Genomic DNA, 22,904 nt, shown 5'->3' on the forward strand with positions numbered 1-22,904 from the left:
ATGACCTCTGCTGACTTCTCACGGCAAGCTTTACTCCGTGACAGCGAATGTTTTATCGCCACTTTCACGTCCGTGAGACCTCCCCGGGTACTCACACGTTCTTTCCCACTTATACCTGCCCCGTTTACTGCTGGCGTTCCGTGCAGTTATTGGACTTTAGTTTGTTAGGCAACCTCATCCACGCTTCACAGCCTATCCGGACAACTTTTACAGGCCAGTGGTTTGCCTCCGGCTTCCTTCAGACCCCACCTCACGATGACGCCCTTGCCATTGGCTGCACCCTTCCCACTGCCGGGCGGGTCAGGGACTTTCACCCGTTAGAACGTGCGCCCGCCGGGCGCACCTAAAAAAGGCGGCACCTGTCTTTAGGTACCGCCTGCGGTCATTCTTAGTGAATTCAATTTAATTATGTTCCTGCAAAGGCATATTACATCTCGCCTAATCCGCTCTCAATGGCCTCGGTCAGGGTCTTCATGGCCTCTTCCTCGTCCTCGCCGTCACAAATCAGGTTAATCTCAGTGCCGCACTTAATTCCGGCTGCCATAACGTTCAGAACGCTCTTAGCAACAATCTTCTTCTCCCCACATTCAATTGTGATGTCGCTCTTGAACTTCATAGCTGTCTGTGAAAGAACGCCTGCTGGTCTTAAGTGTAATCCGGATGGATTTACAACCGTTAATGTTTTGCTGATCATAATACACTCTCCTTATTCACTATTTTGTACTCTTGGACACTGCCATTGCCCATGTCCCTTATGAAAGATTCTATTACATCTGACTTCCTATGTCAAGTTAATCGGAAAAATCCCAAGCAACTTTTTCACAATCTTGAGGTCAGAAAAAAGCGCCGGCATCATTCCTGCTGACGTACTGTCATGCATACGAAGGAGCTTAGCAGGCACCACATAACAGGCCCTTCAGGTTGGGCCCATCCTTCATTATGGCTTTGGATTTTCCTGTGACGCGCGTTCCTTTTGTCTCTGAACCGCTTCGGCCCGGGAATAGACGCAGCCGCAGTAATCCTGACGGTAAAGTCCGTACAATGCGGATAATTCCACGGAGCGCTTATAGCCGTTTTTCTTCTTGAAATCCGAAACCAGATAAGGGATTCCATACTGACCGGCCAGTCTGCATCCGATGTCATTGAGCCACCGGGCATTCTTTAAGGGGCTGATGGAGAGGGTGGTTGTGAAAAAATCAAAGTCCCCGGACGCGGCTGCCCTGGCGGCGCGGCCCAGCCGCAGTTCATAGCAGCGGTGACACCGCTCCCCTCCCTCCGGGTCCTTCTCATGGCCTCTGGCAACGGAGAAGAATTCCTCCGGTTCATAGCTGCCTTCCAGGAACCTGACCGGCCTTGCAGTCTCCATTTCCCGTATCAGCCGTTCCTGCTCCTTCACTCTGGCCTCATACTCTGCCTCAGGAAAAATATTGGGATTGTAATAATACACGGTCACATCAAAGTATTGGCTCAGATATTCCAGCACATAGCTGCTGCAGGGAGCACAGCAGCTGTGCAGCAGCAGCTTAGGGACGCGGCCCTTTCCCTGCAGTCCCTCTATGAGCCGGTCCAATTCCTTCTGGTAGTTGCGTTTCTGTCCTGGCTGTGTCATTCCTTTGCCATCCTTTCCTGAATCTTCCAAATCCGGTTTTTTCCTGAACCCTCTGTTATTTTTACCTGCCAAAAAGAGAGGCCGCCCGTTTACGGCCCCTCTATATTAAATGCTCCCAAATCTCCTCACCATAACAGTCATGCCAAAGACCTTCTGAATCTGAAGCCCCTGCATGGTAAGACTTACAGGAAATCTCTGATTCGTTTGCTTCTCACCGGATTGCGCAGCTTTCTGAGAGCCTTGGCCTCAATCTGACGGATGCGCTCCCTGGTTACATTGAATTCCTTGCCCACTTCCTCCAATGTACGGGGGTGGCCGTCTTCCAGTCCGAACCGCAACACAATGACCTGGCGCTCCCTCTCCTTAAGGTCTCCCAAAAGGGCGTCGATGTGTTCCCGCAGCATCACGGATTCCACATTGCCCTCCGGCGTCACCACATTGTTGTCCGCCACGAAATCACCAAGGTTGGAGTCGTCCTCCTCACCAATGGGCGTTTCAAGGGAAGCCGGTTCCCTGGCAATCTGCATGATTTCCATGACCTTATCTTCTGTCATATCAAGAGCCTCTGCCAGCTCTGTTACGGAAGGCTCATAGCCCAGCTCCAGCGTCAGCTTTCTCTGCATCTTGGACATCTTGTTGATGGTCTCTACCATATGCACCGGTACTCGGATTGTCCTCGCCTGATCTGCCAAAGCCCTTGTAACGGACTGGCGGATCCACCATGTAGCATATGTACTTAGTTTGTAACCCTTTGTATAGTCAAACTTTTCCACGCCCTTGATCAGTCCTAAATTGCCCTCCTGTACCAGGTCCAGGAAGCTCATGCCCCTGCCTGTATAGCGCTTTGCAATGCTGACCACAAGACGCAGGTTGGCCTCGATTAGCCTCTCTTTTGCAAACTCATCGCCGTCAGCCTTACGCTGGGCCAAATCAAGTTCTTCGTCTGCCGTAAGAAGGGGCACGGTGCCAATTTCTTTGAGATACATGCGGACCGGGTCCTCTGTTCCGATTCCCTCTAACAGGTCCACTGCATCCAGGTCGATTTCTTCCTCTTCTGCATCTTTAATGAAGCTGTCGTCGTCTAAATCCAGGTCCAAATCAATGTCATCAAGCAGAACAGTGTCCTCGGTAAGCATCGCTTCGTCCAGTACGGGGACCACATCAATGCTGCGGCCCTCCAGGTAACTGTAAATTTGGTCCATCTGTTCCGGTGACAGATTATCCCCGGTAAAAAAATCATTAATCTCCCCTGCATCCAACGTGTTGTGTTTGGTTTTTGCATGTTCGACCAGCTTTTCCAGCTTCTTTAAAAAATCGTCCTTTTCCACTGATAAACGTCCTTTCGCATAAAGGTAAATGTGGAAACTCCCACAACTTATCATTATATACCATCGAAAACCTTATTTCAACAATTTTCGACATTATTTTTTATTCTATCCGTTTCCGCCCTGATTCCTCTTCCGGATGATTCCTCAACAGAATCTGTACGTTCTCCCTGATATTTCCAATGGTGACCTCTGTTCTGGATCCGCCGTATTCGCCGTCCAGCACCCAGTCCACCTCCTGTTCCGAAGTAAGGCGTATGGATGATGTCTTAAACTTATGCACATACTCATTGGGTTCTTCCCTGAGAAACATGTAAGAGATGATATTGCTCAAATCCACCGGTGTCCTCGGCATCCGTATGAGCAGCACCTCAAAGAGGCCGTCATTGAGAGCCACGGACTGATTCACCAGTCCCTTAAACCCGCCTACACTGATGGTATTGGTCACCATGCCAAAGGCAAAATCCTCCTCCAGCAACTGTCCGTCCCACTCCACCTTCATATGATAGGGCTTCAGTCCTGCCAGGCTCTTTACACCTTCCAGCATGTACGCCTGGTGTCCCAGGAGATTCTTCCTGTCCTGGGATGTCAGATAGGACACCTCCGTAAAAGCCCCAAAGGCCGCTATATACATGAAATTCCTGTCTTCACAAAAGGTTCCGGTGTCAATGGCAAAAGGGGTTCCCTCCACTATATCCCAGGCAGCCAGGGGCATGCGCTTGGGTATTCCCAGGCTGGTGGCAAAGTCATTGGTGGAGCCGGCAGGAATATAGCCCAGAAGCGGCATTTTCTTAAGCTTCATCATTCCGGATATGGTTTCATTGAGGGTGCCGTCTCCGCCGCTGCACACCACCACATCCACCTTTTTACCCAGCCTGGCCACCACGTCCATGGCATCCTTCTGCTTTTGGGTCACGTGGACACGAAGCTCATATCCGGCCTTGGTGAAGATGTCCAGTATTTCCATCAGCTGTCCCTTAATCTGTTCCTTTCCGGAACGGGGATTGAATACAAACAACATTTTTTTCATCCTGCATTCCTCCCTTTCAGTGTAACCATTTTTGTCAATCTTATCCAATGAGCTTTGTATATGCATTAAATGCATTGGGCAAAGCGTAGGTGTGCTCCAGGTCCTCCCTGGATACCATGAAGCAGGATAAGGGTTCCTCTTCCTTTGAGAGAACCACCCTGTACCCTGTCATGTGCCACTCCACATGGGAAAACACATGCTTTGCCTCCGGCAGCGGCTCCACCGACTCCACTTGCTCCCGGTCAAGTCCCAGCGCCTGCGGCACCGCCTCCCCGGAAGCCATTCCCTCAATATTGGGAAGCTCGTAAAGGGAGGCCAGCAGCCCCTTGGGAGGGCGCTTGCGTATGGCCACCTTATTCTGGTATTCTATGATAAAAACGGTCCGGTCCTCAATCTTCCTCGCCTTACCCGGAGATTTGTACGGAATCTCCCTCCACCAGCCGTTCTTACCGGTAAGGCAGACGGAAGCCAGAGGACACTGGCTGCATCTGGGTTCGCCGCCGGGTATGCACACCAGGGCTCCGATTTCTATGAGTCCCTGGTTGTAGTGGCTGGCCTCATCCTGCGGCATCACGTCCTTAAGCACTGCCTCGATGCCAGCCTTTACAGAGGCTTTCTTTATATCCTCCCTATCTCCCAGGACCCTGGAAATGACACGGAGCACATTGCCGTCCACGGCCGGCAGCGGAATTCCGTAGGCGATGGAAGCAATGGCCCCCGCTGTATAGCTTCCGATTCCCGGCAGCCGGATCAGTTCATCAAAGGATGCAGGAAGGCAGCCGCCGTATTCTGACATAATCATCTTGGCCGCTGCCTTTAAATTTCTGGCCCGGTTATAATATCCCAGGCCTTCCCACATCTTCATGAGATGATCGTCTTTTGCCTGTGCCAGATGGGACACAGTGGGGAACGCTTCCATGAAGCGCTCAAAATAGGGCTTGACCGCCTCTACCCTGGTCTGCTGGAGCATGATTTCCGATATCCATACCCGGTATGGCTTCGGATCATCCCTCCACGGTAGGGAACGGGCCCTGGATGAATACCAGGCCAGCAGGGGGCGCTCCATGGCGCTGAGCCGTTCCCTGCGTCCTAGGGGCATCTCCTCCCTCTCCAGTACCTGAAGGCGGTCATACAAATGTCCTGTATCATACATATCCATATATACCTCTTACCGATACCTCTCCTGAAATGACGGCTGATACGTTTCCGTCCTCCCGTCTGACCAAAAGGCTGCCTTCATCGTCAATGCCCAGGGCCTTCCCTTTATACCGGTTTCTGGGGTCCAGCACCAGAACCTCCCTGCCCAGATTGACAAGGGCCTTATTGTAGTCATCCCTAAGACCTGACATATCGCATGTCTTCATGAAGATATCATAATAATATTCAAAACTGTCCGCCACCGCGGCAATGACAGAACTGCGCTTGATACTCCTGCCTGCCTCCAGCTTAAGGGAGGTGGCCGTCGCCTTGATTTCCTCCGGAAAATCATCCATATTTACGTTGATTCCGATTCCCGGAATCACATAGCGGATGCATTCCACTTCCGTGCTCATCTCCGTGAGGATTCCGCATATCTTTTTTCCATTAAGCACCGCATCGTTGGGCCATTTAATCATGGCCTCAAGTCCCGTGCTCTCCTTTACGCCCCTGACCACTGCCAGTCCTGCGATAAGGGTCAGCATGGATGCGCTCATGGGAGACATGGACGGCCTTAGCACCATGCTCATCCATATGCCTGTGCCGGCCGGGGAGACCCAGCTTTTTCCCCTCCGCCCCTTTCCGGCTGTCTGGCGGTCTGCCGCCACCAGTGTTCCGTGGGGAGCTCCCTCCTCTGCCAGTTTCCTGGCTCTTGTATTAGTGGAATCCGTCTCGTCAAAATATACCAGCCTGGTCCCAATCCACTGCGTATGAAGCATGGATGCAAGCTCAGCCTGGGTTATGACGTCAGCACCTTCCACAAGGCGGTATCCCCTGTTCCGGACCGCCTCTATTACATATCCTTCTTCCTTCAGTTCACCTACAGCCTTCCAGACAGCAGTGCGGGAAACTCCCAGCATCTCGCACAGCTGCTGTCCGGACAGGTAATCCCCGGTGCTTTTAAGCATCCGTAAAATCTCTGTCTTCATATGCCGCTCCTCTATGCCCAGATACTGATGGCGCTTAAGATGCCAAGGACCATAAGTCCTGCCGCCAAAGCCAGCTGCAGGATACTGGCGCCAAACTTCTTCTTATCCCTTCCCCTGGTCTTAAGCTCAAATATTCCGTTTACCGCGTTTAACAAGGCTGCCAGTAAAAACACCAGAGGGAAAAGCATATGATTTCCCTCCGGGTTAATGAATGACAGCACAGCCAGGATTACAATGGCAATCCCAAGCATCAGGTGTACCATGTCCAGGAATACCCCGGAATGGCGTTCACTCCGTCCTCTCTGTCCCTGCATATATTATGATTCTCCTAACGTTGCAAGCATAACTGCTTTGATGGTATGCATCCGGTTCTCAGCCTCGTCAAACACAACAGACTGGCCGGACTCAAATACTTCGTCTGTTACCTCCAGCTCGGACACATGGAAACGCTCTCCCATCTCCTTGCCAATCTTGGTCTTAAGGTCATGGAATGAGGGCAGGCAGTGCAGGAAAATGGCCTTAGGTCCAGCCAGGTCCATGACAGCCTTTGTCACCTTATATGGAGTCAGGTCCTTAATCCTCTCCTCCCATACCTCGTCAGGCTCACCCATGGATACCCACACATCCGTATCAATGATATCCGCTCCCTTAACAGCTTCCGCCACATTCTCAGTGAGGGTAACGGAACCGCCGCTGGCCGCCGCATAGGCCTCGCATTCCTTGACCAGGGATGTGTCCGGGAAATACTTAGCAGGAGCACAGGCCACGAAATGCATGCCCATCTTTGTGCAGGCAATCATCAGGGAGTTACCCATATTATAGCGCGCATCTCCCATATACACAAGCTTTAAGCCTTTCAAACATCCCAAATGCTCGCGTATGGTCAGAAGATCCGCTAACATCTGGGTGGGATGGTCCTCATTGGTCAGGCCGTTCCATACAGGCACACCGGCGTACTTTGCCAGTTCTTCCACGATTTCCTGTCCGAAACCACGGTATTCAATGCCCTCATACATCCTTCCCAAAACCCTTGCCGTATCTGCAATGCTTTCCTTCTTTCCGATCTGTGACCCTGACGGGTCCAGATACGTGGTACCCATACCCAGATCATGGGCTGCCACCTCAAAGGCGCACCGCGTCCTGGTACTGGTTTTCTCAAAGATAAGAGCCACATTCTTTCCGCGCAGCGAATCTGCCGGCACTCCCTTTTTCTTTTTATCCTTCAGGTCCGCTGCCAAATCCAGCAGGTATGTAATCTCCTCCGGTGTATAATCCTTCAGTGTCAAAAAATGTCTTCCTTTTAAATTCATAGCGTCCTCCCTATTCCGCCACCCATGTCCTGCCATGGCCGCGGCTTGATTCTCTGCAATAAATAACCATGCATTCCTATTTCAAAACGCATAGTTATTTATATTTATGCATCTTTATGCATAATATACTACACCTGAGTGCCGCTGTCAAGTACCGGAATCATGGCTTTTAATGCCGTAGTACCGGCTTTTTTGTGAATCAGGCGCAGCAGTTCCTCCACTGTATAAATTTTAAAACGGCTTATGCGGTACTGTTTTGCCAAATCCTCCAGTATGGACAGGTACAGCTCCTTATAGTCCCATCCCTCCTTCAGTTTCAGTTCCTTTGCCAGCCGCGGGAATATCTGCTCTGTGTAAACGCGGTATCCCAAAATGGGTTCCTTCTGATCCTCCCGCCCGGGCTTTGCCTCTCCTGCCTCTTCCAGCTCCGGCTCCATGTAAGAAAGGAGGCTCTGTATCTCTGACATCATCTTATCAAAGTAATAAGGTTCACCTTCCGGCGCATCAATATAATAGACACGTCCTGCCAGATCATAGAGCATGCGTTTTCCGTCAAAATATCCCAACAGCATGTTTCTTCTCGCCCGGCGTCTGTCAAACTCCAAAAGGCCGCCCAAATCCCTTCGCGGCGCCACATGGTACAGGTTTACCCCTTCCGGTACCTCCAGCTTCTTTTCCGTATCTACACCATAACCATATATCCTCAGGACAATCACGTCCTTATATCCTCTGTCCAGCAGCACATCCACCGGCACATTATTGATTCCGCCGCCATCCATATAATACTTGCCGCCCAGCCGTTCCTGACGGAAACCAATCAGATAGGCGCTGGCCATAAGCAGATCCGCTACTGCGCCTTCCGGAGCCTCCTTCACATTGGCAATAAGGGGATGCCGGTCAGAAATGGAGTAAGTTACCACATACAGCTCCCTGTCCGAATTACGTATTTTTTCCTCGTCCACCACATCCTCAATCAAAGCCCTGAGGGGAGCGATATCAAAGCCGCCGTCCCTCAGAACCCGTATGGCTCCGGTTATGAGTTCCCCCACATTAAGGGATGCCAGACTGGAAATATCCTTAAGACTGAATTTTCTCAGACGCTCCATAAGCTCATCGTCCACATCCATGACCCTGGAGTAGCTGATATTCTCCCAAATACGCTCCGCCTTTTCAAAATCATCCATGCAAATAAGGGCACCGTTCAAGGCGCCAACGGAAGTACCCGCGGCGCCCTTTATCCTGATGCCCGCTTCCCGGAGGGCACGCCAGGCGCCCACCTGATAAGCGCCTTTGGCGCCTCCTCCCTCCAGGACAATTCCATATTCCTTACTCAAGTCCAGCTGCAGCTTAATGATGTTCACCTGCCCTTTCCCGTCTGCCCAGCATAAATGCCACAGGACGTATAAGAATAAGCGTAAGGAATGATACGGCCACAAACACTGCCAGCTGCGCCTCCATAGGCAGCCCGGCCAGGGCTGCCGCAAATCCGCCTATGGCCCCTGCGGCAAACCACAGGGAAGTCAGGCAGCCAAAGGCCAGCTCCACTCCCAGAAAAATCAAAAATGATACAAGCCATCCAACTGATAACATATGCAACTTCTCCTTCCTGCGGGCGGATATGGCCGGAAGTCCTTTCTTATGCTGTTTCCACCGGAACGCTCATTCCTGACGCGATTCTGTCACTGCCGGCAGTTTCTTCTCTGTCTGGCAGTCTCAAACATAAGAACGGAAGCAGCAATCGCCGCGTTCAGGGATTCCACCTTTCCCTCCATGGGAATCTTCACCAGGCAGTCTGCCAGCGAGGTGGTTTCCTCCGTAAGACCATTGGCCTCATTTCCAATTAAAAAGCCCACATTGTCAGTATAATCTTCCTGGTCATAATTATTCATACCTTTCAGATGGGCCGCAAAAAGACGTACACCCTTATTTTTCATGAGCATGCAGGCATCCTGCAGATCATCCGCATACACAAAGGGCATTCTGAATATAGACCCCATCGTAGAGCGTATAACCTTTGGATTATATAAATCTGCCGTATCATGATTCATGACAATGCCGGTGATACCAGCGCCCTCTCCTGCCCGGATAATGGTGCCAAGGTTTCCGGGATCCTGGATGGTCTCCAGGACCATGATGGCCAGAGGCCTGCCGCCTGATGACGGTCTCACAATGTCATCCATGGTATAGCGCCTCTGCCTCACCACGGCCAGCACTCCCTGGGGTGTCTGCGTATCTGCCATAACATTCATGACCACATCGCTGACTGTCTCCGGCCGGAACCGTTCCATCCAATTCCTGTTATCCCTATCCCCTGCAAAATTCCCCGTAACATACAGGGCATCCACATCCTCCGGGTTCAGCTCCCTGCACATCCTGAGGCCTTCCACCACATACATGCCCTCTTCCCGCCGGGCCTTTGCTTTGCTTCTCAGGCTCACAACACGCTTTACCTGCTTGTTCGATGTACTGTTAATCATCCGTATCCATTCTCCTGACACTGCTTATTTGATGCCTTCCAGTTCCTCCAGCCACAGCCTTCCCGATGCATCGCTGGGCATCCTCAAATCACCTCTGGGAGAAACTGCCACAGAGCCCACCTTAGGCCCGTCCGGAAGGCAGGATCGCTTAAACTGCTGGCGGAAGAAACGTCTGTAGAACACCTTCAGCCATTTAAGGATAGTCTCCCTGTCGTACTGTGCCTTAAACGCCTGGACCGCCAGACGGTAAATCTTAGCCGGGGCATACCCGTATCTGAGTATATAATAGAGATAAAAGTCATGAAGCTCATAAGGCCCCACCAAATCCTCTGTTTTCTGGGAAATCTGGCCGTCCTGCGGAGGCAGAAGCTCCGGGCTAACAGGCGTATCCAGCACATCAAGGAGCACATCCGCCAGCTCCTTTTCATTGCATGTATCCGCATAGTAGCGGACCAGATGACGGACCAGAGTCTTGGGAACCGACCCATTGACACCATACATGGACATGTGGTCGCCATTATAGGTAGCCCATCCCAATGCAAGCTCTGACATGTCTCCGGTTCCTATTACCAGACCTCCCGCCTCATTGGCAATATCCATAAGGACCTGGGTTCTTTCCCTGGCCTGGCTGTTCTCATAGGTCACATCATGGCTGTCCATATCATGGCCGATATCCTCAAAATGGCGTGTCACCGCTTCCCTGATATTAATTTCACGAAGTTCCGCCCCCACCTTTCCCGCCAGGGTGCATGCATTATTATAAGTCCTGTCCGTGGTCCCAAAGCAGGGCATGGTTATGCAATGTATGCCGGACCTGGGTATCTTAAGACTGTCAAATGCCCTCACGGTCACCAGCAGAGCCAGCGTGGAGTCAAGTCCTCCCGACAGTCCAATCACTGCTTCATGGCATCCCGTATGCTCCAGGCGCTTCTTAAGACCCATGGCCTGAATGGAAAGAATCTCCTCACAGCGCCTGTTTCTCTGTCTCTCATCCCTGGGCACAAAGGGAGCCGGGTCCACATACCGAAGCACATCACCGCCTGGCTGTGAAGAACCATGGGCCTGGGCATCCTGACTCCCGGGGCTGTCCTCCAAAACCGCATCAAAGCTGAATTCCACGGTCAGATATCCGCCTTCCTCCCTGGCTGCCGCCGGGTCCGGGAATGTGCTCATGCGCCTGCGCTCACTGTCCAGACGTTCCAAATCCATATCAGCACATATGCTCTCGTTAATAAACCGTCTGGACTCCACCAGGCAGGTCCCGTTTTCAGCTATAATATTCTGGCCTCCAAACACCAAATCCTGGGTGGATTCCCCCTCCCCTGCATTGGCATAGACATAACCGCACACCAGCCTGGCTGACTGACTGCATATCAGATCATGGCGGTACATGTCCTTGCCTGTGGTCTCATCACTGGCAGAGCAGTTCACCACCACCGTGGCCCCGGCCAGCGCATGTCTGATGCTGGGCGGGCATGGCACCCACACGTCCTCGCATATTTCAGCCGCCACCGTAAGTTCCGGCATGGTCTTACACTTAAACAGGAGGTTGGTGCCCATAGGGACCTTTTCTCCATTCCAGCAGGTCATCACTGCCCGCTCATTGCCCGGACAAAAATTTCTGGCCTCATAAAACTCCGAATAATTGGGCAGGTTTCTCTTAGGCACTATGCCTATAAGTCTCCCTTTTTGGATGGCTGCCGCTGCATTGTAGAGCTTCCCATCCCGCTCCCAGGGAAGCCCCAAAAACACCAGAATATCCTTTCCGTCCGTAAACCGGACAATACGGTCCAGTTCTTCCTTCGCCTTTCTTAGCAGGGCCTTCTGACCAAACAGGTCCGCACATGTATACGCAGTAAGGCAAAGTTCCGGAAACACCATAAGCTTCACTCCCCTGCTGTATCCCTGACCAATCAAATCCATAATCTGCTGTGCATTATATTGTGGGTCAGCCACCCTGACCTTTGGCGTGGCAGCTGCTACCCTTAAAAATCCATCTTTCATGTCTGGCCTCCATTGAAAATAATTGTTATGATTTAATATACCACAGATTGGCAGAAAAATATAGGGAGGAATTGGGCTGGATGGGTACGCGGACCCTGTAAGGTTTTGGGGGAAACTCCCCATTTACATCCCCCCAATTCTATTATACAATCATAAAAACAAATAAAATACAGGAGTTGTTTCTATATGATAAATGAATTTTCCAGAACTGAAATGCTCATTGGCGCTGAGGGGATGAATACCCTTAAGAACTCCACAGTGGCTGTATTCGGGGTGGGCGGAGTTGGATCCCATGCAGTGGAGGCCCTGGCCAGATGCAGCGTGGGCCGCCTGATTCTTGTGGACAATGATACGGTCTCACTTACAAATATTAACCGGCAGAGTATTGCGCTCCACAGTACCATCGGACAGTTTAAGACCCGGGTCATGAAGGAAAAAATTGCCGACATCTGTCCCGGCACACAGGTTATTACCTTTGAGGAATTCGTGCTTCCCGATAATTTAGAAAGCCTTTTTGAGCATATAAATCACCAGATGGGACAGGACAGCTCTGTGGATTATATCCTGGATGCCATCGATACAGTGACAGCAAAGCTGGCCCTGGCAGGCTTTGCCGCCTCGCACGGTATCCCTGTGATTGCTTCCATGGGTACCGGCAACAAGCTTCACCCGGAACTCTTCCGGATATCCGATATCTCCCAGACCTCTGTGTGCCCTCTTTGCAAGGTGATGCGTAAGGAACTAAAAGCCAGGAACATCTCCGGACTGAAGGTCTGCTGGTCACCGGAGCAGCCCCTTACACCCGGACAGACGGCGGAGGATACCGGGCGCCGCCGCGCCACTCCCGGAAGCATTTCTTTTGTGCCGCCTGTGGCAGGACTTGTTATTGCAGGGGAAATCATAAGGGATATCTGCGGGCTGGCATAGCCGCAGATATCCCTCTGCTCTTTTTATAATGGGTTCATCCTCTGCCCTATTCCAGGGGCGCCCGGTAAAACCTGCCTACAAACTGCTGTGTCCTCAGCACATTGATGATGATATGCTCATCCGCTTCCTGCATGATGTGGATGGCGTTGTTTACCTCATAGGCTGATATGACTGTATTTAACAGGTACATTTTCTTTTTGCTGTACCCTCCCATGGCTTCCACACAGGACATTCCATGGCGGAAATGGCTGATATAGGCATCCACCACTTCCTGCCCCTTTATGGTAGTTGCCTGAAGGGTAACCAGCTCGTAGCGGTGGTGGAAGGCGGAAATCATGCGGGTGGAGATAAACTGGAAGATAATGGAATAACCCGCGTGCTTCCAGCCAAAAATAGCGCCGTAAAAACAGTACATGACAGCATTTCCAAAAAACACATAGGACCAGATGGAGAGCCCTGTGCGGTTGGATACAAACAGGGCTATAAAGTCCGTTCCTCCGGTGGACGCGTTTCCCCTGAGGGCAATGACGATTGCACTTCCGAAAATGACGCCGCCAAAAATAACATTCAGCACTTCATCTGTAAAGATGGGGCTGAAGTTAAATATCTGCAGGAAAATACTGCTTAAGAATACCTGAACCAGGGAAAATATGGTAAAACGGATGCTGATTCCCTTACAGCACAGGAGTGCCACCGGAATATTCAGCAAAAGCATGGTGACCTGCATGGGAATAATAAGCCCTTTCAATTCCCCCAGCCGTTCCACAAGCATGGCCATGCCTGTAAATCCGCCGGATATGATACCGGCCGGCCGCACAAAAACCTGCAGTGCATAGGACTGGATGAGGGCGGATACGAACACCGCAGCCACTGTGATGCCGATTCTTACCCGCCTGTCTTTCTTCCATTGATTGATAAAAGCTGAGATTCTCAGAATCTGTCCCATAGGAAATTTCGCTCCTGTTTCATTAAGTTATCATATCACATAATTATCCTTCATGCTTTTCTGCCACTGGATCAAATCCTCCAAAGTATATTTATCCACCACTCCGCTGATGGCCTCATCCAGCTCACGCCACAGGCGCAGGGTCACACAGTCCATCTGCCTGGCACAGGGGTTCTCATCCCCGCTTAAGCAGTCCACCGGAGCCAGGCTTCCTTCTGTGATTCTCAAAATAGAACCCACTGTATAGTCCGAAGACGGTCTGGCCAGATAATATCCCCCCTGATTTCCCCTGATGCTGCGAACAAAGCCGGCTCTGGATAAGATGGAGATAATCTGCTCCAGATATTTGCCGGATATTCCCTGACGGTTGGCAATGTCTTTTATTTTAACAGGCTCGCCGTCTCCGTGAATGGCTAAATCCACCATGGTGCGGAGGGCATAACGGCCTTTTGTCGATACAAGCATGTATGTTCACGTCCTTTGTCTTAAATTTTATCATGCCATGAGTATATCATACTATTCCTGTAGGAAATATGTCAATAGTAAGTTATTGTTCCTGCCAGGTCTGCCCAAATACTTTATGAATAGAGTGCACCATTTTCGGGAAAATAATATGGAAACTGAGAAAAATTGCAGGTCTGATTCCATAAGGCCGGCCTGCTGACGATTAAGAACGGAGGATTTTCATGAAGAATGAACCGGTATTCCTTACTGACAAAAACCACAACATAGTGTTGGAGGCCCTTTCATCGGCTCCCAATGCAGCTCTCCCTGATTCCTGCAAACCCTTTGAAATCCTGGAGCCCACAACCACTGAGGGCGCAGCGGAAAAACATCTTCCGGTAGTGGAGCAGAATGGACTCCATGTGACAGTCAAGGTGGGAAACATTTTCCATCCCATGGGACAGGAGCACAGCATCGGATGGGTGTGCCTTGTGACGAAAGCCGGCTGTATCATGCGCGTTCCCCTGACCCCTGATTGCGAGCCGGTGGCATCCTTCACCCTGGAGGAGGGGGATGCCCCTGCTGCTGCTTACGCTTACTGCAATCTTCACGGACTGTGGAAAAAATCAGTCTGATTCTCCCTGGCATGATACTCACCAAAAAGCCCCGGATGGCAGAGCTTTATACCTGCCTTTGTTTCCGGGGCAAGGTGCCGGAAACATCCGGACAAAAAATGAGAGCCGCCCTTCCCCCACAGAAGGCAGCTCTCAGTCACGATCAAAAACCGTCACACTATTAGTTTATCTGGCATCCCCATACCAAACAAAAACCTGTAAGGCACTCCTTTGTGCTTCTTACATGGACAATATACCACCGCTCCCATGATTTGTCAATCATTTTTGTGCATATTAGTGAATTCCCTTCCCCTATATACAGGTTTTTATATAAAATTCTTCCATTCGTCCGCAGGTCAAAGACAAATGTCTCCTGTATATTTATCTCTCATCGGTACATACTAACTTAAGCAATAATTTTTATCTGAAGTCACACAGAAAGGAAGAAACCATGGAGTTTTCCCAAAATTTAAAGGACAACATTACTTACCTTCACAAGAAGCTGAATGTACAGACGAATTTTGACGTGGTATACCGCATAGTCCACATCGGCGGCCGGGAAGCATGTCTTTATTTCATAGATGGTTTTACAAAGGATGATTCCCTGTTGAAAATTCTGCAGGTGTTCTCCACCATCAAGCCAGAGGATATGCCCAAGGACGCCCACGGCTTCTCCAAACAGTATGTTCCTTACGGCGAGATTGGACTGCTTTCCAATGACCAGGATATGACCGTCCAGCTGTTGTCCGGTGTGTCCTGTCTCTTTATTGACGGTTATGATAAATGTATTACGATTGACTGCCGCACCTATCCTTCCCGTGGTGTCAGCGAACCGGAAAAAGATAAGGTCATGCGGGGCTCCAGGGATGGTTTTGTGGAAACCCTGATTTTTAACACTGCCCTGATTCGGCGGAGAATCCGGGATCCCAGGCTTACCATGGAAATCACATCCGCCGGAGAGAGCTCCCACACTGACATTGCCATCTGTTATATGGAAAACCGGGTGGATAAGCAGCTCCTGGATAAAATCAAGAAACGGATTCAGAATCTGAAGGTAGATGCACTGACCATGAATCAGGAAAGCCTGGCAGAGTGTCTCTTTCCCCATAAATGGTTCAACCCATTCCCAAAATTCAAGTTTTCAGAACGACCTGACACCGCTGCCGCCTCTATTTTAGAAGGAAATATCGTCATCCTGGTAGATAACTCTCCCTCTGCCATGATACTTCCCTCCTCAGTCTTTGATATCATCGAGGAGGCAGATGATTACTACTTCCCGCCTATTACAGGCACTTACCTCCGTCTGTCCAGGATGACCATATCCCTGCTGTCCCTGCTTTTAACCCCTACATGGCTTCTGTTCATGCAGAATACGGAGCTCATACCGCACTGGCTGGCATTTATCCGTCTGTCAGATCCGCTTAATGTACCTTTAATCTGGCAGCTTCTTATACTGGAATTTGCCATTGACGGCCTGCGGCTGGCGGCTGTCAATACCCCCAATATGCTGACCACCCCTCTCAGTGTGATTGCCGGTATTGTTCTGGGGGAATATGCGGTAAAATCCGGGTGGTTCAACAGTGAGACCATGCTCTACATGGCCTTTGTTACCATTGCCAATTACTCCCAGGCCAGCTTCGAATTAGGATATGCCATGAAATTCATGCGTATCATCATTTTAATACTGACAGCTATCCTGAATATATGGGGATTTGTCATCGGAATCATCCTGTCCGCCTGCGCCATCATATTCAACAGGACCATTGCCGGCAAGAGCTATATTTATCCGCTGATTCCATTCAGACTTTCAGAATTAAAAAAGCGTTTTCTCAGGGGGCGGCTGCCTCATACAGAGAAGTGATTGTTCTATCCTATGGTAACAGTATAAAAACAGTGAACCGGCCTTCCGGCCGGTTCTGCTTCCTAACTCATATTGCAATACATATCAAAATAGGCCTCCGCCTCTTCTTCTGTCAATGAAAAATGTTTCTCCAGCTTGGCCAGTATGACTTTTTTGTCTTTCCCCTCTTCCAGGTTATCTTCTATAAGGGCTTTAATGCCTTGTGACAGGCCCTGTTCTAATCCCTGCTCTAACCCCTGCTCCAGCCCCTGCTCCAACCCCTGCTCCAGCCCCTGCTCCAACCCCTGCTCCAGCCCCTGCTCCAACCCCTGCTCCAACCCCTGCTCCAACCCCTGCGACAAGCCCCGCTCCAACCCACGCTCCAGCCCATTCTTCTCCGCCTCTTCTGCCAGCCTCTTATAATAGCTGCGCATGGTAGCCTCATCGCTGGCTGCTTTCAGGCGCTCCAGGTACAGATAGCGCAATTCTTTGTCAGCATTCAGGCGTTCCAATTCCTCAACTGCTTCCTTCATATAACGGTTTCTCTTTGCCATATCTTTAAGCACCTCCCAGTCACGGGCGGATATAAGCCTTGCCCAGTGATATACCTCTGTTTGCTTTTCCTCCTCACTGCAGGAATCCAGTTGATTTAAGTATAGCACACGCAGGCTGATTTTGCCACTATATACCCATCCGGTTTTATCATCCATAAGCCGTATGACTGAATAAAAATGTTCTGCTCCATTCTGAGGAAATCCCAGGATGCTGATATGTATACACTCCTCCAACGCATCGTAATTCTGGCCTTTCAAGAAATCCTCTGTATACATACGGCTGATATAAAAGAGGCTCCGTTCTTCCCAGAAGGGATGTGACAGAAGCTGTATTTCTATATTGACCTTCTTGCAGTGGTTCAGGTGTACCTTTACATCCAGTATTCCTTCCCGGTCCTCAGCATATTCCCCGTGAAGGAATGTATCCGGGAATTCCAGACTGGTGATTTCACCTGCCGGAATGTCCAGCAGGCTGCTTAAAAGTCCTGTCAGAGCAATTTTATTGCGGAAGGTTTTCTTAAAGGCAAAATCATTGGTCAGGCATATGTCCAGGGGCCTTCCGCTGTCCGCCAGCTGCTTTAACTGCAAATCCACTTGTTTCTTTCCTTCCCTAAAAAACCGTCTGATGCGCCCTTTGTGCCATTTTCCCATAGGCATAGCCCTCCCTAAAATGTTTGATTTACGTGATATGAGTGGAAATCCCGGCAGATACGCCAGTCCCCGGCAGAAAATATTGGATTTCATACCGGACAAGATTCTTATATAGATTGTTTAGAAACAATCTGATTGGTTCAGTATATCATATAAAGGTACTGCTTTCAATATCTCCCCTGCTTTTAAACAGGGAAATTACGCTTGGAGAAATTAGTCTTTTTTGGAAATTACACTTTGAGGACAGACCGTTAAATCTAATTAATATTTTATCCATGCAAAAAGCAGCGCCGGACTTCCTCCCTTCGTCAAAGGAGAGATATCCGTCGCTGCCAATCTCTGTTTTAAATCATAACCATCAAAGCTTATCCGCATTCCTGAACAGTGTATGGCCGTTTGCGTTCTTCACCAGACCAGTCACATCAGGCTTTGCCAGGACAACGGCATTCAGATAATACAGAGGTATAATAGGCATCTCATCCATCAGGATGGCCTCTGCCTCCTTGAATATCTCCATACGCTTACTGTTATCCGCCAGGTTGCGGCATTCTTCTATCATGCTGTCATACTTCATGGCATTGTCCCCGCTCCAGCGGTTCTGGTTGTAGGCACGGGCCTGGGTAAAGCAGTTCAGGTTCGTGTCCGGATCCAGGTAGTCACCGGTCCATCCGTCAAAGCAGACGTCAAAGTTTCCGGCCTTCTGCTCATCCCAGTACACCTTGGACTCAAAGGTAACAATATCTGCCTGTACTCCAAGGTTATCCTTCCACATGGACTGGATTACCTGGGCAATGTCTTTGTTCTCTTTTGTGTTGGTGACAATGAAGGTCAGGACTGGCAGTCCCTCTCCATTGGGATATCCCGCATCCGCCAGGAGCTGCTTTGCAGCCTCCGCATCCTCTTTAATCAAATCGCCTGATACGGTGCGGAAGTCGTCAGAGGAACCTTCATATGGTATCCCATATGGCACGAATCCGTAGGCTGGCTCGGGCCTTGACGGAACGATGGAGTCGCAGATTATCCTGCGGTCTATAGCCATGGCCAGGGCCCTTCTCACATCCGGATTGGACAGATACTCCTTGGAACAGTTGAAATCATAATATCTGGTTCCAATCTTGTCATATCCTTTCAGTTCTTCCGTGTTCCCATACTGGTCAATAGCCTGGGAGGTTACCAGGTTATCGCCCATGGCGTCAATTTCACCTGCATTATATGCGGACAGGGCTGACTCCGGAGACTGGATAATTACGATTTCCACTCCGTCCAGTTTAACGGAGTCCGCGGCATAGTAATTGGGATTTTTCCTCAGCACATAGCTGCTCTGGGGATTTATCTTCTCGAGGGTAAATGCACCGTTGCACACATAGGTATCCGCGGATTTGGTCCAGGGCTCCTGTCCCTCCACCACCTCCTGCTTTACAGGGAAAAAGTTGCTGGATGCTGTCAGATAAAGGAAATATGGCGTAGGCGCTTTCAGGGTCACTTCCAGGGTTTTGTCATCCAGAGCCTTTACCCCCACATCCTGGACAGAGCCGCCCTGTGTGTTGTACTCTTCCCCGCCCTTCAGATAGTGCAGTTCCCATGCGGCAGGGGAAGCCGTATCAGGATTCAGGACGCGTTTCCAGGAATATTCAAAATCTCCTGCCGTCAAATCGCTTCCATCGGACCATTTAAGTCCGTCCTTCAATGTAAAGGTGTAGGTCAGACCGTCTTCGCTTACCTCATATGTATCACACATGGCATTGCTCAGGCTTCCGTCTGCCTCCAGCTGGAACAGGCCGCAGAACATATTCTGCAGGAAGGTGGACGATGTGCTGTAGTTATTCAGGGTGGGGTCCAGTGTTTCCGGTTCCTCCATCACTGCATAAGTAAGGATTTTCTCTCCCTCTTTTGACCCGGCGCCGGCATCCGCCGAAACTTCTGTACCGGCATCTGTCCCGGCAGGACTGCTTTGTGTTCCTCCGCAGCCGGCCAGGGTGGTGGCAGTCAGGGCTGCACAGAGTAACAGGCTTAATTTTTTCTTCATAGATTTCCTCCTTTTTCCCGGATTCCCCTTGAGCAGAATCCAATACAGGAAATTATACCTGTATTCTCCGTGGAAAGTCAATACATGAGAAGCAGTTTTGCAGAGCCGGCCCTGTCACCGTTCCCTACGTGCATCCATGCCCTTCTTCCAGGATATCCTTAAGCACCCGCCCTTCCAGCTCCCGAGTGCTTCCCCTGGATTTGATAAAATCCGCATTTACAACCTTGATTTTCCTGCTATAATTGGTAGGGGTGTCTTATCCCAATTCATACTCTGAGAGGTTATCATGAAACACAATTCACATCAATTTCATTGCGGACTGAAAGATGGCATACCCATCGGGCTGGGATATCTGGCCGTGTCCTTTACGTTTGGAATCATGGCAAGGGGAGCCGGCCTCACCACCCTCCAGTCCGTTGTCATGTCCTTTACAAACCTGACAAGTGCTGGACAGTTTGCAGCGCTGGGAATCATACAGGCCGGGGCCCCCTTTATGGAAATGGCAATGGCCCAGCTCATCATCAACCTGCGCTACTGTCTCATGTCCTGTTCCCTGTCCCAGAAGCTGAGCGCAGACGTGCCCTTCTTCCACCGTTTCTTCATGTCCTATGGGGTTACGGACGAGATATTCGGCGTGTCCGTATGCCGCCCCGGCTGTCTGAGTCCCTTTTACAGCTATGGGCTCATCTGCGTTGCCGTGCCCGGCTGGACCCTTGGCACCCTGCTGGGAGCAATTTCCGGGGAACTGCTTCCGGCACGTCTCTTAAGCGCCCTGAACGTGGCACTGTACGGAATGTTTCTGGCAGTGGTGATTCCACCAGCCAAGACAAGCAGGATTCTCACCGGCGTCATCCTGGCCTCCATGGCCTTAAGCCTTGTGTTTGCCCATGTGCCGTTCCTGGCAGGTCTCTCATCCGGCTTTAAAATCATCCTGTTAACCATTCTGATTGCCGGTGCGGCAGCCATTCTGTTCCCTGTAAAGGAGGATCATGAACATGAATCATAATGTGTACCTGTATATCCTTGTGATGGCAGGCGTGACCTACCTGATTCGTCTCCTTCCGCTGACCCTGATTAAGAAGGAGATAAAGAACGTATATATAAAGTCCTTTCTCTATTACGTCCCCTACGTCACCCTGTCCGTCATGACCTTCCCTGCCATCCTCCATGCCGCTGCCTCTGTGTGGTCCGGCGCAGCAGCCCTGGCAGCAGCTGTTCTCCTGGCCTGGAAGGGAAAGAGCCTGTTCCAGGTGTCCCTGGCCGCATGTGCCATGGTATTCCTGCTGGAACTGTTCCTGTAAGCAAAACAAGTTCCATTCCCCAGGATTCCTACAGCGACAATCCGCCTCTTGCCCTTGCCCGCCTGTCCATGATGGACTGGATGACCGGAACCATGAATATTGCAACGATTCCGCCTGCATAACCGTTATTATACAGGTTCATGCCTCCATACACGATTCCCACATTGAGGGCAACGGAGGAATGCAGGTAACCTGCCACGATTCCGGCCACCATGCCAAATTCCCCGGCCACCGGAGCAAGGGTGGTGGAGAACAAAAGGGCCAGCATGGGGGAAGGCTGATAAATGTTCCATGTCTTGGTGAAGCTGGCCAGATATACCCCCATCATCACCGGGGCTATGTTCCTCAGATGTTTTCCCGTGGCCCCAAAGCCCACAATGGTGAAGATGCCGCAGATGGTGGGTCCGTTCAGTTCACCTCCCACTGCCAGCACGAAATAGGTGGCGAACATTCCATTGACTCCCATGTTGAACACAGTGCTGGCGCCGCCTTCATCTCTCAGATAATCCGTTCCGGCGATTCCGTAGGATTTGATGATTCTTTTGTAAGATTCCCAGATACCTCTGCCTCGCACCGCAACCCCAAAGACAATCATTCCGCCAAACAATACAGACAGCACAATTCCAAAGACCTCATTGTTTCCCGTGGACCAGATGAGCCTTGATTCTATCTCCACACCAAGGGATTTTAACACTGACACAATGACTGTGGCTATGATGCCTGCGGCAAATCCCACATTGTACAAAGAGTATCCTTTGTGTGCAAAATGCACATGGGTGGAAAGGGGCGGCAGCACAAAGCCTATAATCAGCCCCACGGCCAGGGCTATGGCCAGCCGCATCACCACCGGCAGGTTGCCCACCTGCATCATCTGGGTGATGATTGGCGAAAGGCTGGTGCCGTACAGACCGATGTAGATGTACCTGCGCATGGACGTCTTGTGGTACCTGGCATACAGGTACACTCCGGCCAAAATGGCCCAGATGTTAAGCAGATTTTTGCCAAACAGTGAGAACCCGAACATCAGGCAGCTGGATGTGATGGTGTGACCGTCCATATCCATGCCCATGAAGTAGATGATACCAATGCTCATAAGAGTCAGGGCACCGGCGTTGATGAGGGCCGCCCCCACACCGCCCACAACGAAATAATCCGTAATCAGAAAATCCGGCTCTTTTATCAGACGCACGATTCCCGGACCGATTTCCTGAATTGGCTGCAAAAACAGCCCAATGACCATAAAATAAACAGGAAGCAGCGACAGCAGAAAAAACTTCTGCTTCCTGGTCAGGGATTTCAGTTCATGAAAATGTTCCAGATGTTTCATAAATACCTCCCAACAAACATTCTTTTTCTATCATAACTGATAGACCCCCGGTTGGCAAAGACATTTTTTACTTCTATTGGAAAAATTATTATTATGCCCCAAAACAAGAAAGTGCCTTCGGCACCTCAACTCCCCTAGCCCCTCATTCATGAGGGGAATTAGGGCTTGTTTTTTGCGTCATTTTATTCCATAATAATCTCATGAATGTGATTCAGAAGATGCTCAGAGACTATTACGAAATCATTGAATACGATATAAAACCCAGACCTGTCGTCATGGAAAACATTGATAAGGTCATTAACTGCGGGGATCCTTCTTATGGTGGCGCCATGTATGGTTGTCCCCATTGCGGTAACCTCAAGTTCGTTCCTTTTCGCTGCCACTCCAAGTTTT

General features: G+C 50.4%; 23 protein-coding genes. 6 read left to right on the forward strand and 17 right to left on the reverse strand.

From position 1 onward, the window contains the following. Positions 1-427 precede the first annotated feature (427 nt). From G614_RS0121070 to G614_RS0121125, 12 genes are all read right to left on the reverse strand, one after another. Entirely contained in the window at positions 428-694 is a 267-nt protein-coding gene (locus G614_RS0121070; protein ID WP_002564783.1) for an HPr family phosphocarrier protein, read from the reverse strand. A gap of 243 nt (positions 695-937) precedes the next feature. Beyond that, positions 938-1,609 carry an epoxyqueuosine reductase QueH gene (locus tag G614_RS0121075; RefSeq protein ID WP_027643527.1) on the reverse strand — a complete coding sequence of 224 codons (672 nt, stop codon included), beginning with the start codon at positions 1,607-1,609 and terminating at the stop codon, positions 938-940. A 182-nt stretch (positions 1,610-1,791) separates the two neighbouring features. After that, the gene (gene rpoD / locus G614_RS0121080) at positions 1,792-2,937 is read right to left on the reverse strand and encodes an RNA polymerase sigma factor RpoD (RefSeq protein WP_002587610.1); all 1,146 of its coding nucleotides are present in this window, start codon (positions 2,935-2,937) and stop codon (positions 1,792-1,794) included. Between the two features lie 100 nt (positions 2,938-3,037). Then, entirely contained in the window at positions 3,038-3,964 is a 927-nt protein-coding gene (locus G614_RS0121085) for a diacylglycerol/lipid kinase family protein (protein ID WP_027643528.1), read from the reverse strand. Positions 3,965-4,004: 40 nt separating this feature from the next. Further along, entirely contained in the window at positions 4,005-5,123 is a 1,119-nt protein-coding gene (mutY, locus tag G614_RS0121090; RefSeq protein ID WP_027643529.1) for an A/G-specific adenine glycosylase, read from the reverse strand. Continuing rightward, positions 5,110-6,090, reverse strand: a complete 981-nt coding sequence (locus G614_RS0121095; protein WP_027643530.1) for a biotin--[acetyl-CoA-carboxylase] ligase — start codon at positions 6,088-6,090, stop codon at positions 5,110-5,112. The genes mutY and G614_RS0121095 overlap by 14 nt, the downstream gene beginning before the upstream one ends. Positions 6,091-6,101: 11 nt before the next feature. Beyond that, entirely contained in the window at positions 6,102-6,404 is a 303-nt protein-coding gene (locus G614_RS0121100) for a DUF6637 family protein (protein WP_027643531.1), read from the reverse strand. Positions 6,405-6,407: 3 nt separating this feature from the next. After that, positions 6,408-7,400: an ornithine carbamoyltransferase gene (gene argF, locus G614_RS0121105; protein WP_027643532.1), complete on the reverse strand. Its 993-nt coding sequence runs from the start codon at positions 7,398-7,400 to the stop codon at positions 6,408-6,410. 128 nt (positions 7,401-7,528) lie between these two features. Then, positions 7,529-8,761 (reverse strand): patatin-like phospholipase family protein, encoded by a 1,233-nt coding sequence (locus G614_RS0121110; protein ID WP_027643533.1) that lies wholly within the window; start codon positions 8,759-8,761, stop codon positions 7,529-7,531. Beyond that, the gene (locus tag G614_RS0121115) at positions 8,748-8,990 is read right to left on the reverse strand and encodes an NfeD family protein (RefSeq protein ID WP_027643534.1); all 243 of its coding nucleotides are present in this window, start codon (positions 8,988-8,990) and stop codon (positions 8,748-8,750) included. Before G614_RS0121115 ends, G614_RS0121110 begins: the two co-directional genes overlap by 14 nt. A gap of 89 nt (positions 8,991-9,079) precedes the next feature. Further along, positions 9,080-9,877, reverse strand: a complete 798-nt coding sequence (locus G614_RS0121120; protein WP_027643535.1) for a TrmH family RNA methyltransferase — start codon at positions 9,875-9,877, stop codon at positions 9,080-9,082. Positions 9,878-9,901: 24 nt separating this feature from the next. Further along, positions 9,902-11,881: an NAD(+) synthase gene (locus tag G614_RS0121125; protein WP_027643536.1), complete on the reverse strand. Its 1,980-nt coding sequence runs from the start codon at positions 11,879-11,881 to the stop codon at positions 9,902-9,904. A gap of 186 nt (positions 11,882-12,067) precedes the next feature. Between G614_RS0121125 and G614_RS0121130 the strand changes: the two genes are divergently transcribed. Continuing rightward, positions 12,068-12,808, forward strand: coding sequence for a tRNA threonylcarbamoyladenosine dehydratase (locus G614_RS0121130; RefSeq protein ID WP_027643537.1), 741 nt, complete (start codon positions 12,068-12,070; stop codon positions 12,806-12,808). 46 nt (positions 12,809-12,854) lie between these two features. Here G614_RS0121130 and G614_RS0121135 read toward each other — a convergent pair whose 3' ends face one another. Together G614_RS0121135 and G614_RS0121140 are read right to left on the reverse strand one after the other, a co-directional pair. Then, on the reverse strand, positions 12,855-13,754 hold the full coding sequence (locus tag G614_RS0121135; protein ID WP_027643538.1) for a YitT family protein: 900 nt from the start codon (positions 13,752-13,754) through the stop codon (positions 12,855-12,857). Positions 13,755-13,784: 30 nt separating this feature from the next. Next, positions 13,785-14,219, reverse strand: coding sequence for an RrF2 family transcriptional regulator (locus tag G614_RS0121140; RefSeq protein ID WP_027643539.1), 435 nt, complete (start codon positions 14,217-14,219; stop codon positions 13,785-13,787). 221 nt (positions 14,220-14,440) lie between these two features. Between G614_RS0121140 and G614_RS0121145 the strand changes: the two genes are divergently transcribed. Both G614_RS0121145 and G614_RS0121150 read left to right on the forward strand, forming a co-directional pair. After that, positions 14,441-14,833 (forward strand): desulfoferrodoxin family protein, encoded by a 393-nt coding sequence (locus G614_RS0121145; RefSeq protein ID WP_027643540.1) that lies wholly within the window; start codon positions 14,441-14,443, stop codon positions 14,831-14,833. Positions 14,834-15,263: 430 nt separating this feature from the next. Beyond that, positions 15,264-16,673, forward strand: coding sequence for a spore germination protein (locus G614_RS0121150; RefSeq protein WP_027643541.1), 1,410 nt, complete (start codon positions 15,264-15,266; stop codon positions 16,671-16,673). Between the two features lie 62 nt (positions 16,674-16,735). Here the strand turns inward: G614_RS0121150 and G614_RS0121155 are convergent, their stop codons facing one another. Next, positions 16,736-17,857 (reverse strand): Rpn family recombination-promoting nuclease/putative transposase, encoded by a 1,122-nt coding sequence (locus G614_RS0121155; protein ID WP_027643542.1) that lies wholly within the window; start codon positions 17,855-17,857, stop codon positions 16,736-16,738. Positions 17,858-18,215: 358 nt separating this feature from the next. Further along, a complete protein-coding gene (locus G614_RS0121160; protein WP_027643543.1) occupies positions 18,216-19,883 on the reverse strand; it encodes a peptide ABC transporter substrate-binding protein in 1,668 nt (555 codons plus the stop codon). A gap of 286 nt (positions 19,884-20,169) precedes the next feature. Between G614_RS0121160 and G614_RS0121165 the strand changes: the two genes are divergently transcribed. Together G614_RS0121165 and G614_RS0121170 are read left to right on the forward strand one after the other, a co-directional pair. Further along, the gene (locus G614_RS0121165) at positions 20,170-20,889 is read left to right on the forward strand and encodes an AzlC family ABC transporter permease (RefSeq protein WP_027643544.1); all 720 of its coding nucleotides are present in this window, start codon (positions 20,170-20,172) and stop codon (positions 20,887-20,889) included. Next, positions 20,879-21,184, forward strand: coding sequence for an AzlD domain-containing protein (locus G614_RS0121170; protein WP_027643545.1), 306 nt, complete (start codon positions 20,879-20,881; stop codon positions 21,182-21,184). The genes G614_RS0121165 and G614_RS0121170 overlap by 11 nt, the downstream gene beginning before the upstream one ends. Before the next feature lie 28 nt (positions 21,185-21,212). Here the strand turns inward: G614_RS0121170 and G614_RS0121175 are convergent, their stop codons facing one another. After that, positions 21,213-22,511, reverse strand: coding sequence for a DUF1576 domain-containing protein (locus tag G614_RS0121175; protein ID WP_027643546.1), 1,299 nt, complete (start codon positions 22,509-22,511; stop codon positions 21,213-21,215). Between the two features lie 200 nt (positions 22,512-22,711). Here G614_RS0121175 and G614_RS35145 point away from each other — a divergent pair. Beyond that, on the forward strand, positions 22,712-22,904 hold a 193-nt coding region (locus G614_RS35145; RefSeq protein WP_080664581.1), incomplete at its 3' end, for a transposase zinc-binding domain-containing protein.

Origin of the sequence: [Clostridium] clostridioforme AGR2157 (assembly GCF_000424325.1) — a bacterium.
Taxonomy (GTDB): Bacteria; Bacillota; Clostridia; order Lachnospirales; family Lachnospiraceae; genus Enterocloster; species Enterocloster clostridioformis_A.